This is a genomic window from Pinibacter aurantiacus (genome assembly GCF_019130065.1).
In the GTDB taxonomy this organism is placed as follows: domain Bacteria; phylum Bacteroidota; class Bacteroidia; order Chitinophagales; family Chitinophagaceae; genus Pinibacter; species Pinibacter aurantiacus.
On record NZ_JAHSPG010000006.1, the window covers coordinates 73480 to 87302 of the forward strand.

The 13823-nt window shown below is 42.0% G+C and carries 11 protein-coding genes; 7 read left to right on the forward strand and 4 right to left on the reverse strand.

The genetic code is table 11. From position 1 onward, the window contains the following. Positions 1-52: 52 nt before the first annotated feature. The 3 genes from KTO63_RS10005 to KTO63_RS10015 all read right to left on the reverse strand — a co-directional run bounded on the left by KTO63_RS10005 (position 53) and on the right by KTO63_RS10015 (position 2572). Positions 53-643 (reverse strand): dihydrofolate reductase family protein, encoded by a 591-nt coding sequence (locus tag KTO63_RS10005; RefSeq protein WP_217791126.1) that lies wholly within the window; start codon positions 641-643, stop codon positions 53-55. 440 nt (positions 644-1083) lie between these two features. After that, positions 1084-1800: a LuxR C-terminal-related transcriptional regulator gene (locus KTO63_RS10010; protein WP_217791127.1), complete on the reverse strand. Its 717-nt coding sequence runs from the start codon at positions 1798-1800 to the stop codon at positions 1084-1086. A 166-nt stretch (positions 1801-1966) separates the two neighbouring features. Then, complete coding sequence (locus KTO63_RS10015) at positions 1967-2572, reverse strand: DUF502 domain-containing protein (RefSeq protein ID WP_217791128.1); 606 nt, start codon at positions 2570-2572, stop codon at positions 1967-1969. Between the two features lie 279 nt (positions 2573-2851). Between KTO63_RS10015 and KTO63_RS10020 the strand changes: the two genes are divergently transcribed. The 7 genes from KTO63_RS10020 to KTO63_RS10050 all read left to right on the forward strand — a co-directional run bounded on the left by KTO63_RS10020 (position 2852) and on the right by KTO63_RS10050 (position 12411). After that, on the forward strand, positions 2852-3781 hold the full coding sequence (locus KTO63_RS10020; protein WP_217791129.1) for an aldo/keto reductase: 930 nt from the start codon (positions 2852-2854) through the stop codon (positions 3779-3781). Further along, a complete protein-coding gene (locus KTO63_RS10025) occupies positions 3765-4940 on the forward strand; it encodes an enolase C-terminal domain-like protein (protein ID WP_217791130.1) in 1176 nt (391 codons plus the stop codon). The genes KTO63_RS10020 and KTO63_RS10025 overlap by 17 nt, the downstream gene beginning before the upstream one ends. A gap of 18 nt (positions 4941-4958) precedes the next feature. After that, positions 4959-6515: a sodium:solute symporter family transporter gene (locus KTO63_RS10030; RefSeq protein ID WP_217791131.1), complete on the forward strand. Its 1557-nt coding sequence runs from the start codon at positions 4959-4961 to the stop codon at positions 6513-6515. Positions 6516-6559: 44 nt separating this feature from the next. Further along, the gene (locus KTO63_RS10035) at positions 6560-6988 is read left to right on the forward strand and encodes an L-rhamnose mutarotase (RefSeq protein ID WP_217791132.1); all 429 of its coding nucleotides are present in this window, start codon (positions 6560-6562) and stop codon (positions 6986-6988) included. Positions 6989-7153: 165 nt separating this feature from the next. After that, positions 7154-9427: a hypothetical protein gene (locus tag KTO63_RS10040; RefSeq protein ID WP_217791133.1), complete on the forward strand. Its 2274-nt coding sequence runs from the start codon at positions 7154-7156 to the stop codon at positions 9425-9427. A 40-nt stretch (positions 9428-9467) separates the two neighbouring features. Then, positions 9468-11387 (forward strand): DUF1565 domain-containing protein, encoded by a 1920-nt coding sequence (locus tag KTO63_RS10045; RefSeq protein WP_217791134.1) that lies wholly within the window; start codon positions 9468-9470, stop codon positions 11385-11387. Positions 11388-11628: 241 nt separating this feature from the next. Then, positions 11629-12411: an endonuclease/exonuclease/phosphatase family protein gene (locus KTO63_RS10050; RefSeq protein WP_217791135.1), complete on the forward strand. Its 783-nt coding sequence runs from the start codon at positions 11629-11631 to the stop codon at positions 12409-12411. A 142-nt stretch (positions 12412-12553) separates the two neighbouring features. On the opposite strand, the gene KTO63_RS10055 is transcribed toward KTO63_RS10050, so the two are convergent. Further along, positions 12554-13423, reverse strand: a complete 870-nt coding sequence (locus KTO63_RS10055; RefSeq protein WP_217791136.1) for an AraC family transcriptional regulator — start codon at positions 13421-13423, stop codon at positions 12554-12556. Positions 13424-13823 lie beyond the last annotated feature (400 nt).

The following is a 13823-nucleotide window of genomic DNA, read 5'->3' on the forward strand; positions in this document are numbered from 1 at the left end:
GGTTTATTCAATTAAATATAGAATAATAAAATTGAATTTGATGCACGAATTTCTACTTGTGGTAAGCATGTACAACGGTTCCTTTTGGAAAAACCTTTACGTCTGCCAACTTCAGGTAAAGCGGCATTGCCGGACCGTTGAAAATTGGTAATCCCGAACCTAATGCGACGGGATGAATAGCCAGATGGAATTCGTCGATGAGACCCGTTGCTATGAGATGCTGCATGAATCCGGCACCACCAATTGCTACGATCGGTTTCCCTGATTCAGCTTTCAGTTTACTTATTTCAGAGGTAAGATCGCCATTGAAAACCTTCGCGTTGATCCATGAATCCGCGGCGGACGTTAGCGCTCCATTTGTTATTTGTGCAGCATCGATGCCATCAAATCCTTTTTGGGTAAAGACACCTTTGGGTATAGTGTTCATTGGCACAGCAAACGGTCCGGTGGCTGTTGGCCAGTAAGGTGCCATTTGCTCAAACGATTTTCTGCCCATGATAATTAAACCTGCCTCGCTGATTTTTCCGACACTCCAGGATGATGACTCCTCGTCTCCGGTATTAAAGATCCAGTCTTTCCGGTCATTGGAGTCGCTCACAAAACCGTCGAGCGACATCGACATCTTCAAGATTAATTTTCGCATGGTGTGATTTGTTTTCACAAATGTACCCTGCACACTTCTAACCTGTGAGGGGTGAAAACGTCAATCTGGGGGTTGATTGTGTCTTGCAAAAACCCGAATATCATTCGCTTCGCGATATTTAACATGTCGCCCCTCTGGGGCTGGTATTCGGTTCGTGTTAACCTAGAACGTAGCTACTAACATGTTGCCCGCTGGGGCTATAAGGAACATTCGCTGAGGTCGACCAAGCCCCAGCGGGGCGATACGTTAGCAGAAGAAGGCATTTCGTTGCGGCGACCAAATGCCAGCCCCAGAGGGGCGACATGTTAAATGTCGCGAAGCGGAAAATGTTACCCGTATTTTGGGTTGATGGCTATGGTGGAAACACGAATCAAAAGCCCGTTCGAACCGGATTCATCTGGCGGCCCTCGTTAGAAAAAAAAGGTTGTTATCAAATGCCCTTATAGCAGGTTAAATGCTTGCGCAAAAAATATGATGTCGTAGTTGGACTGGGCGTTTAATTTTGATCTGATGTTGCGGCGATGTGTGTTTGCAGTGCTTTCAGCAATATGTAATTGTTCAGAGATCTCTGCCGCGCTGTGCCCACTTCCCATTAACCGGAGAATCTCTTTTTCACGTTTCGATAGAGAAGCAAATATGTGTTGGTTGTTTCGGAGAAAATTGTTTTCTGCAAGCAGCCGATCAACTTTTGCAGTAATGTGATGCTCTTTGTCGATGGGCGTTGCGTTTGAAATTAAATGAGAAACCTTGCCATCCTCCGTTCTGTGAAAAACCCTGGTACTCGTGAGGTACCATTTCCATTCTACTTCCGGCGAACGTCTTGCCTGCTGAAAATAAGACACCACCTGATCATCATCTCCACTCATCATGAGGCTGATTACCTTGTCATAATAATGAACTCTGTCGTCGGGATTAAAAAAGCGATCATGATATTCTTCACCCAGTTTCTGAAGATCTTCAAGCGAAAAGCCGAGGATGGTTTGACCGAGTTTGGACATGTAAACCACTGAGGCGCCGTTGGCCATATCATGCACAATTACAACTGTAGGTAGAGAATCGGAAATTACATTCAGGTAGGCAATTTTATCAGCAAGGCTGATATTTGAAGGAGGGAGTTCGCTTCCGGCACTTGTTTGTTCATCAGGGTATTTGATCATACAGTCGTTCTATGCGGTTTTAGGGTATTTTGCGAAGATAAACAGTTTGCTTGTACGGCCCTTACTGCCGGACGTTTTATTATTAAGACACCCAGTAAATACGAAGGTTTACAGGCCTCAGGTATTGAATAACAACAGATGGCGAAAATGTAAAGTAATCGCATAACTAGGCTATCGCAATTCCTTTGCCAAGTTTGACCAGATATTCGTTGAGCGTTTTAGAGTTTATTTGCAATTTCTTGTATGAGCCTGCCTTAACGATTGCTACCTGGCCGCTACTGAAAGAAGGCGCCGCCGGGATAAATACAGTTGCATCGCCGTTGCTTGCCACATCAACCAAATATGCCGGCGTCCAATACTCCTGTGTATGGACCAGGCAAGTTTCAAAAATAACCTCCTCCTTCTTGGGACCCACGCCAACTTTGACTTCAGTTTCTTTTCGCAGATCATTATAACCGGGAATGAAAAGGGCCAGTTTCTCGTCCAGCCAGTCACTCATCCGTTTGAATACAGAAAGTTTGACGAGGAAGCCTGCCAATATACAAAATGCTAAGAGCAAAATGATGGCAATGATCGCATCGCCTGTGGCGCCCAGCAAAGTATCGATGAAAAGCAGCTTTGATACTTTGTTTCCAATTTTCAGCAGACTGGACCAAAACTTTTCCAGCACAGCAATTGAAATAAGCACCGGCATCAAAAACACAAAACCGGTAATGATGTGGTTGCGAATAATTTTGAATGACCGTTTTGACCGCAAAGGTGTGCTTTCCATAAGTTGTTTTTTAGTGGTTGTGATTGTTGGTTTTATCAATAACACAAAATGCAATGAAGAGTTTGTCAGCGGGCGTACCAGAATCGGTGACTAGCCGGTATTTTCTAACTAATTGACATTGAATTGAAATGTCTGTTTTCTGCGTGACAGTTGACGAATAATCTTTAGAGTTGTTTTTCCTTGAAATCGAGCAAAATAAAGGAAGAACTTACTAAAATAGCAATAGCTTAATAAGTGGCACATGGATACCTTTATTAAATCGAACTTATAAACCGAGGTATGAGTAATCCATTAACGGAAACATTTTTTAGTAGCAGATGCGTACTGGGAACGGCTGGCCTGGGAGGAATATGGGGGCCGGTAAACGTAGAGGAGTCAATCCAAACCATTCTGCATGCGCTGGATTCGGGGTGTACAGCTATTGACATGGCACCAGCCTATGCAGATGCTGAGGTAATAGTGGGTGAAGCATTGAAATTGTGGAAAGGCAAACTTCCGTTTATCAGCACAAAAGTGGGCAGGTTAAAAAGCTTCGCTTCCGGAGATGGCAGTTATGATTATTCCAATGAAGGGATGGAGCAAAGCGTGATGAACAGTTTGCAAACTTTGGGCGTTCCTTGCGTTGATTTGCTATTGCTGCATGAGCCGGAGGTTGTATCGGCAGATGAAGTAGAGCGGGTGGTAGAAAAAATGGTTTCATTTAAAAGGAGAGGAATTGCTCAAAAAATCGGGCTGGGAGGAAACTATCCCGATTGCTACAAATCTTATTTGTCAAAAGGTGTTTTTGATGTGGTAATGAGATTTAATAAACTGAATGCCTGCATCATGGAAGATCAGTATACAGAGCTGCCATTTTGTATAGATAACAATATTGAATATTTTTTAGCAAGCCCATTGTATATGGGGTTGCTCGGACAACGCTTTGATGAATTTTCGCTCAATAAACCTGATTGGATACCGGAACACATTATGAGCCGGGCCAGGGAAGTAAAATTGATTGCGGATAAATACAACATGCCGCTGAATGAACTGGCACATCGTTACCTGTTGGGCCTTTCATCTGCATTTAGAATAGTTATCGGAGCTTCCAATATGCAACAACTCACGAGTACAATAAAAGATATTAATCACGGCCCTTTGCCGCTGGAGATACAAACACAGATCGCAGATTGTTTACAAGATAAAACCATGTATGGCACGAATAGATAATGAAATTTTTGACATTACCGGAATCAAGATAAGAGTATTAGATCCGGTTAAAAATGTTCTCCCTTTCCAGGACGCGACTATGGGCCCCTTTCACACCTTTGGAATGGCTATCCTCACGCTGGAAGATGCTGGTGGAAATATAGGAGAGGCACCGGTGTTCAGTACGTATGTTAATGTGCTGGAAACCTGCCTGTTTCCTATTCTTTTGCATAGCCCCAATATTTTATACAAAGATCTCTATCCTGCTTTGTACTGGTCCATTCGCAATGAAGGTTTTCGCGGGCAGGCAGCGGCATTACTGGGGCAAATAGATATGGCTTTACACGATCTCGCAGCACGCAGAAGCGGAATTCCCTTGCATAAATACCTGGGAGCCGAAAAAACTTCAGTGAAAGTTTATGGCAGCGGTGGCGGCACAAATTATACCTGCAAAGAGCTTGAAGAAGAAGTGAATTTTTTCCTTGACAAAGGAGTGCAGTATTACAAAATGAAAGTGGGAAAGAATTTCGGGAAGCAGATAGATGAAGACGCAGAGCGCGTAAAATTTGTACAACGAATTATCGGTAATCAATGCAAACTGGCGATTGATGCAAACCAGATATGGACTTACGACGAGACATTAACTTTTATAGATAAGGTAGACATTGATAATATTGCATGGCTTGAAGAGCCCGTTCACTCGGCGGCTTATGATCAAATTCAAAAGTTGTGCGCTCATGTACCTGTTCCGGTATCGTATGGCGAATCTGAACGTTCAGCAAAAACATTTCCCATCTTAAGTGAGTTGGGGGTGAAACATTTTCAGCCGGTGCCCACACAATTGTCAGGCATAAAGGAATGGTCGGATGTAAAGAATCTTGCCGAAGAAAAGGGCCTGATGTTTTCTTCCGGAGGATATTCTTTTTTTACTGCGTTTCTTTTGGCAACAGCCGGTGACAATGCCATGCTGGAAAACCTACGGTGTCTTATGGAAGGACTGGAAGAATATTTATTGGTAATGCCAGAGTGGGAACAGGGAGGTTATATGAAATTGCCCGATGTAGAAGGATTGCCGGTGAGAATCGATTGGGAGTATTGTGTCAGGAAGAACAAAATCATTAAATGCTTTGCATGGAGCAGACAAACCGTAAAGCCGTACTCGGCTATCGTAACACTCTAATTTTCTAAAAATAGTATTGTGGATATAACGCTTGCCTTAGTTGATTATTTAGTACTGCTGTTGTACCTGATAGCACTTTTTTTTGTCGGGTTTTATTTGAATAAAAAATCGTCTGACAATGATATTTTTTTAGGAGGCCGATCTTTGCGCTGGTGGCAAATTGGCTTTTCCATGTTTAGCGCAAACGCCGGCCCTATGATGCTCATAGGCTTTGCCGGTATTGGTTTTTCGCAGGGTGTGGTAGGAAGTAATTTTGAATGGCTCGCATGGATATTCCTTCTTATGCTCGCTATGTTTTTCTTGCCGCACTACATGTCCACAAAGATCAGTACAATGCCGCAGTTCTTACAATTGCGCTTTGGAAAAAGATCATACAATTTCCTTGTGGTGTATAGCCTTATCTCTATCCTCGTAGTATGGCTGGGAAGCGCTTTATACGCAGGCGGATTGTTGATCTCGCAAATATTCAACTGGCCATTGATGAGGGCGGTAGTAATCATCGCCATTATTGCAACGAGTTTCACCGCAATCGGCGGATTGAAAGCTGTGGTTCGTACAGGTATTTTTCAATCCATCATTATCATTGTTTCTTCCGTAGTGCTTACGTTTTTGGGTATATCCAAAATTGGCGGTGTAGGCAAACTGTTGCACGCAACACCCGAAAATTATTGGAAACTTTTCCGCCCCGCTTCTGATCCGGAATATTCATGGGTGGCCGTTATATTGGGGTATCCTGTGGTGGCTATATATTACTGGTGTGCCGATCAAACCATTGTGCAGAAAGTGCTGGCAGCAAAAAATATTCGCGAGGGCCAGCTGGGAGCAATGTTCATTGCAGCGCTGAAAATCATCATGCCGTTGATTTTTATTTTTCCCGGCATCATGTGTTTTGTGTTGTTTAAAGATACAGCGCAGCCTGACAATGCCTATATTACCCTGGTAAAACAATTGATGCCCCACGGGTTGCTGGGCCTTTGTATCGCTGCTTTGATAGCAGCATTGATCGATACCGTTTCTTCCGGATTGAACTCTTTCAGCACCGTATTTACATTGGATGTGGTTGCCCAGTTCAGAGAGTTGAATGATGTACAGAAACGAACCATAGGCAAATGGGTTACCGTTGTTGCTGCTTTCCTCGCAGTACTGGTGGCTGTTTTGTTTTCTCATTCAGGAAAGGGTTTCTTCGAATTGAGCCAGGGACTTGTATCCATTCTGGCACCGCCATTGTCAGTTGTTTTTTTAGCAGGTATCATGTGGAAAAGAGTGAATAGCCTGGCAGCAGAAGTGGTATTGTATGGAGGAGGATTGTTGTGCCTTGTCATTGGCGCCTGCCATGTGATGAACTATCCATACAAAGGATATTGGCCACACTTCCTGTTGTTGTCATTTTACATTTTTGCCGTTTTAAGTATCGTTATTGTTGTCATCACATTACTATCCGAAAAGAAAGAAAATACAGCGTTACCATCATTGGTAGAAACAAATAAAAAGGCAGGGCATCAGTCCCGCAATGTTTGGGCAAGATGGGCATTGCTCGGGGTTGTAATGGGAGGCATTTATTTTATTTTCAGATAGCATGCGCCTAAGCAAAAGGCGCACAATGAACAAAAAACATTTGTATGAACAGTTTCTATAATCGTTTACTGGCAATAGGTTTGGCCATCGTTATAATGAGCGGCTGTAAAGAAAAAAACACACAACAACAATTGGTTGAAAAAGTTTTTGTGGTAAACATCACTCCTGATTCGTCAAAAATGAGTGAATATCTTGCGTATCATAAACAGGTATGGCCGGAAGTAGAAGCAGGTTTCAAAAAAGCGGGATACAAGAAAATTACATTGTATCGCTTTGATCATTTGTTAGTGATGAACATTACTGTTCCTGCAGATGCCGATTTAAACGAAATGGGCAAAGTAGCCGAATCGTACAGCCCCCGTTGCGCAGAATGGAACAAAATAATGAGCCATTACCAGGTAGGCGTTGCGGGAACTGCTGCAGGGCAAACCTGGGTGGAAGCGAAACCGTTTTATTCATTTGGTAATCAGTAAAAAGGTCCTATTAATAATTAATAATTAAAAATTAATAGGATGGCATTCATCAGAAAACGCAGCTTCCTTGTTCGCAAGTGAGGCCTGTTCAAATTTTAGAGAGGTGCCATGTTAATTATTAATTATTAATTCCCAATTGCACTAATACAAACTTAATAGCATTCTATGTTTCTTTTAAAAAGAGCCTCGTCGCTCCTCGCTTTGTCATTGCTTACTACTTCTTTGTTTGCGCAAAGCGATTTTTCTACGCGTTATTTTAAAATTCATGTTAATGAAAAAGGTTTTATTACCAGCATGAAAAATATAACGGTAACGCCTAATCGCGAGTTTAGCCCAGTGGACCGTCCTTCTCCGTTGATGCTGCTATACGATGGCGCTAAGAAAATATATTATGAGCCCGTTAAAGCTGCTTATCAGAAAAAGGAAAAACTGATAAAGCTTACATATAGCAATGGTTCTGTTGCCAGCATTCGCATCGATCCTCATTCAAAATATTTTAAAATGACGCTGCTGTCTCTTACAAAACGTGAAGGGATAGAAGGCATTCAGTGGGGGTATTATCATACCAACATCACCAATCTTTTTGGTGAAATTATTGGTGTAGCACGTGATACCAGCAGCAAAGTCAATTATACTATTGGCATGCTTGCTTTGAATGATAACACATTAGGAGGCGCTTCTTCAACTGTAGGAGATGCCGCACCTTTCCAGTATATCATTCACACGCCGGATGTTCAGCGCTTTCCTTTGCCCGACAGCTTGCATGAAGGGCAGGTCTTTAGCCTCGGTGGAAACGGCATCAGTGACGTTGCCTTTTATGCGCATAAAGAACCCTGGTACCGCATTATGTATGGCGATGCAGCGCAGGTAGATGAGAAAGGAAGAATATCTATAGCCTATCAATCAAGGGATCGTTCCGGTAAACGGGAAATAAGTTTTTCATTAATTCCCAATATGGCTGCTAACATTCCTAACCATATTGACGTACAACCTTTGCCCGGTGTGGATTATATCGGTTCTTCCGTAGCATTGTGGGGTAGCCCCGACAGCACTGCGTTGATGGATGTAATGCAGAATATCGTTTTATCGGAAAAGCTGCCGTATCCAACTTTTAATGGCAGGTGGGTGAAAGATCCGGCGTCTTTTGTACCCGATGCAATGAGTGCAGGTAACCTTAACGATAGCATCATTTCTTACACACATCAACTTGGTTTCAAAGCAATCAGTCTTTACGATCAAGGCTTCTTAAGAACCAACAGGGCCAATGAAGGTTATATAGATGGAAAGAATTTTGAACACAAGCCTATCAAAATGAATGCAGGTAACAAATCGCACAAAGAGTTTTCTGCATTGGCTGCGAAATATGGAATCATTATAGGAAGAACGACCATCACCAACTCATTGCCTCCTGGTTCGCAAGATGCAAGCCCGGTGCCAAGCGACAGTCTTTGCTATCAGCAGAAACGCCTTCTTGCAAAATCAATCGATGCGAACGACACTATCATCATTGTCGACGATCCAAAACATATGGAGGAAATTGCAAGCTGGGAGGGGCATGGTGAAAATCTGAACATGATAAAAATTGGCAAAGAACTGATACATTATCTTGGAGTGTCCGATAAACCACCTTACCGTTTGTTGAATGTAAAACGTGGCTACTGGAAAACAACGCCTGCAAGTCATGCGGCTGAAGACACCATATACAAACTGCAGGTAACGGTTAATTACGGCTACGATGGAATTATTCCGAACATGCAGTTGCAGGACAAAATTGCAGAATACTACGCAGACGTTTGTCGCATCAATGGGCTTGCTTATTATGATTTTGACGGACAGGAATTCTTGTTTAACAACGGGCATGGCTATTATTCCACCAAGCGGTTTTTTCATAAAATGTTTGATCACGCAAAAAGCACCGGCGTTCCTTATATAAGATTTACTGGCGCAACTTTATCCGAAGGCTCATGGCATTATCAAAGTATTTGGAACGTTGGCGGCGGAAAGAATTTGTATGATGCTGATACGCGCGAGTGGGGCAGCACCACTAGCCAGGGCAAGGATTTGCGTGATGTAACCTATGGTAACTTTTTTCCGGTAGGAATGGGTGGAAATTTTCCCATCAATGCGAAATCAACAGTTGAACAATATGAACATGTTCAGGCGATCTCAGTGGGAGTAGGAACTACTTACAGTTTAAGTTTGAATCAAAAAGATGTGGAAGCTTGCCCGCAGAAAGATGCCATCTTCCAAGTGATTCGCACATGGGAAGATGCAAGGGCCGCCAATGCGTTTCCCCGCTGGATAAAAACACAACTCGCTGATCCTGCCAAAAGCTGGAAACTGGAAGCAGCAAATGATGCAAATACATGGAAGCTGTACGAGGTGGTTAATGGTAAAAAACTACAGTCATTTGTTTTAAAAAGAGCCGCGGGATATTAGTATAATTGCAACCTCAGATAAATTAAACGAAAAGCTTGCTATGAAATTTTTTCTTCTTTTGATGTGCATGTGCAGCGCATCATCCTTTGCACAAAATAAGATACAGGGAAAGGAATACCATGTATCAACAAAGGGGAACGATGCTAACGATGGCTCTGCATCGCGACCATTTAAAACCATATCTGCAGCTGCACAAATGGCTATGCCCGGAGATGTGATTACTGTGCATGAAGGTATTTATCGCGAACAGATAACTCCACCACGCGGCGGTAATTCAGACCAGGAGCGCATCGTGTACCAGGTAGCCAAAGGAGAAAAAGTAGAGGTGAAAGGTTCAGAAATGATCAAAGGTTGGACAAAGCTTGCTAACGACACATGGGAAGTGAAAATTCCCAACTCGTTTTTTGGAAAGTTTAATCCTTATAAAGAATTGATTCATGGCGACTGGTTTTGGCCCAAACCAAAAGACCGGAAATACCACAGAGGTGCCGTGTATCTTAATGGCGACTGGCTGATGGAGGCTGCTGGTAAGGATGAAGTAATGACAACCGCCAATGAAAAAAATCAACTATGGTGGGCAGATGCAGATAGCAATACGACTACCATTTGGGCGCAATTCAAAGGAGTTGATCCTAATAAAGAAATGGTTGAAATCAATGCACGTCCAACTGTTTTTTATCCTGATAAATCATTCATCAATTATATTACAGTTCGTGGCTTTACCATGGAACAAGCCGCTACCAATTGGGCACCACCAACAGCAGAGCAAATGGGATTGATCGGCACACACTGGAGCAAAGGATGGATCATTGAAAACAATGTGATTGAATACTCAAAATGTGTAGGCATTGCACTGGGAAAATATGGTGATGATCACGATAACAATGAAACGGAATCTGCCGAAGGTTATGTGGGCACGATCAACAGGGCGCTTGCCTATGGCTGGAACAAAGGCACAATAGGCGGCCACATTGTTCGCAACAATACTGTTGCCTATTGTGAGCAGACGGGCATTGTAGGCAGCATGGGCTGTGCGTTCAGTGTTATTGAAGGAAATGTGATCCATGATATACATGTGAGGCGATTGTTCGACGGTGCAGAGATGGCTGGAATTAAATTTCACGGAGCGGTAGATGTACAAATCAACAACAACCACATCTACAAAACCAACATGGGTATTTGGTTGGATTGGATGGCGCAGGGAGCACAAATTAAGAACAACCTGTTTAACGACAACGGCTTCGACATCTTTCTGGAAGTAGATCACGGGCCAATGCTGGTGAGTAATAACATAATGTTGTCCGCATCGAATTTACTGATGAATTCAAGTGGTGCGGCTTTTGTTCATAATCTTTTTGCAGGCAAGATGAATATCGTGAACTATGACAGCCGCTTAACGCCTTATCACAAACCTCATTCAACATTCGTGGCAGCACTGCATGATAACCCTGGCGGCGATATACAATTTGTCAACAACCTTTTTGTAAAGCAGGGCGATGCTTCTCCGTATAGCAAAGCATTGTTGCCGGTTGTTTTTTCCGGTAATGTATACACACAGGGCACTGTAATGATCCAGCGCAGTAACGACGCTAAAAAGCAATTTGGTGAAATGAACAAAACGGCACAAGAAAGCATGAGTAAATATCATGACCAGGATGCAGTGGAAAAAAATGCGGTAGCAGATACAAATTTCAATGCAGCAACCCGTTTGCTGGAAGAAGGGAGAAATATTTACCTCGAAATCGCAGTTAACAAAAAGTGGCTGACAACCCAACGAAAACCTGTTACCACTGCCACATTAACCAAGGCTGTGGTTCCAGATCTTCCATTTGAAAATACAGACGGCACACCCGTAAAGATTCATACAGATTTTTTGGGAAGAAAAAGAAATATGGCAAATCCATTTCCCGGTCCTTTTGAAATGGCTGGTGACGGAAAGCAGAAAATAAAAGTGTGGTGAGGGGAAAGGAGTTAGGAATTAGGAGTTAGATGTTAGATGTTGTTTAGTTAGGCTGTTTGGAAAATTAGAAGCATCTTGCTTGTCATTCCGGCGAAGGAGGTATCTGTTTTTTACACTAACGAAAAGTATGTGTGAACAATAACGCAGATAGCTCCTTCGTCTGGATGACAAGCAATCTTTTTTGTAGGTTATGAACACCTCCATTGAATTAAAAATACAAGTAAGCTATAAAAAATAATAAATGAAAAGGATTTTGAATTGTGCAATAGTTGTTCTTGCGATCGCTTTTAATTACAGTTGTAAATCTTCTAAGAAGGCCCAGGGTTCTGCAAGCGAAACAATTACTGTCCTTACATACAATGTTAGGAATTGTCTTGGTTTGGACAATACGGTAAATTATCAACGTGTTGCTAATGTTATTTCAAAGATCAACGCGGATGTAGTAGCCATTCAGGAATTGGACAGCGCCACTAACAGAAGCAAACATGTAAGTGTGCTGCATGAGTTGGCTGGTTTAACAGGATTGGTCCCCACTTATAATGCATCCATCAGCTACCAGGGAGGTAAATACGGTATAGGAATTCTTTCGAAGGAAAAGCCGTTGAATGTTGAAGGAATCTCGCTGCCGGGAACGGAAGAAAAAAGAAGTGCAGTAGTTGTTGAAATGAAAAACTATGTTTTTGTCTGCACGCATTTTTCATTAACAGAACAAGACAGAATAAAATCTGTGTCATTGATCGATGAGCTTACCGAAAAATATGCTAAGCCCGTTTTGCTCGGTGGCGACTTGAATGCCACGCCTAATTCTTCAGTGGTAAAAGCGTTTTCAAAAAACTGGAATATTCTGACTGATACTTCCAAGCTTACAATTCCAGCAAACAAACCGACTGAATGTATCGATTATATCATGGCACGCAAGCAGCAAGGCCGTACATTAAAGGTCTTGCAGTCTGTAGTAGAGAATGAACCTGTGGCATCTGATCACTTGCCTGTTTGGATAAAAGTAAGCATGGGCAATAATTGAAAATTGAAAGTTGAAAATTGAAAATGCAGAAGGTCGAACAATAGTAACACTGTTCGACCTTCTGCATTTTATAAAACAGGTGTAAAGTCAATATTCCAAGCACCTCATTTTCAATTTTCAACTTTCAATTTTCAATTTATTCTCAACTCTCTTCAATCGCATATTGTTTTAAAAACTCTCTTGGCGATAATCCCTTAATTTCCTTGAAGTGTGTATTGAAGTTGGAAATGCTGTTATAGCCGCTATCATAGCACGCTTCCGTTACGTTGTGATTGCCTTCCAGCAATAACTTGGCAGCATGGCTGATGCGGATCTCCTTTACAAAGTCTATCAGGGTTCTGTTTGTTTTTTGTTTAAAAAAACGACAGAACGCAGAGGTGGACATCGTTGTTATATCGGCTACCTCTTGCAAGCTGATATCATTTTGGAAATTCCTGAAAATATGGTCAAATACTTTATTAATCTTTTGTGCCTCAGAAGAGCTGTCAACTGAATTGAAAAACGGAGACGATAATATTTTAGCAGAAGACGATTGCGCTAGAATGTCAAGTAATTGCAACATCAAAGCAGCTCTTGTTAAACCTGTTTCAAACAACATTTGTTTCATCACCATTTGTGCTCTCACCACTGTTTCTCCTGAAAACGAAACGCCTTTCGCTGCATTGTTGAAAAGGGTAACCAATGCTTTGGCTTCTGGTTTTTCCAATAGTTGATTGCCCAGGAAATTAGGGAAGAAATGAATCACAGTAGCATGTGGGTGTATCATAGGATCGATAGCCCTGTAGTACTGCCAGCAGTGCGGCAGATAGCTTCCCAAAAGTACAAGTTCGGTACCTTCAAAGTCTTCTATATGGTCACCAATAAATCGTTTGCCTGAAAGGTTTTCAATTAACGCAATCTCAAAATTGACATGACTTTTTAAGGTGGTATATTTTTTAACCTCAATCATATCAGATCGAACGGTAAAAGACTGATCCGGAGGAAATGTGAAATTCTCGTAGATGTATTGCATCGTTAGTTGGCTATGTATTGCAAATTAAAAGAAATAATCATTTGCCGCGTGTTTTCTTTCGTGCAGAATGATTGAGAAATACAATCATGAATTGGTAACGTAAACTTCTTTATAAAAAATGCAATCCTGTGTTTATTACTCCCCGGTTATAAGTGTTTGAATCAATGTTGGTTAGTTGGGTAGAAAAAGATAACATGATCGTGTCAGTCCGCATGAGTCGCCTGTTTTCATGAATACATATATGTGAGTTTGCACAACTGGATAAGATTAAGTGTCTGAATACATATGTTAAAAAAACGGTAGTGATTGGCAAATAACCAGTTGTTATCCGGTTGTAGAAAAATGAATTTTGAGGTAGTTGGAGATGTGATCACTGCATTCCAATTATCTGTTAATTCAA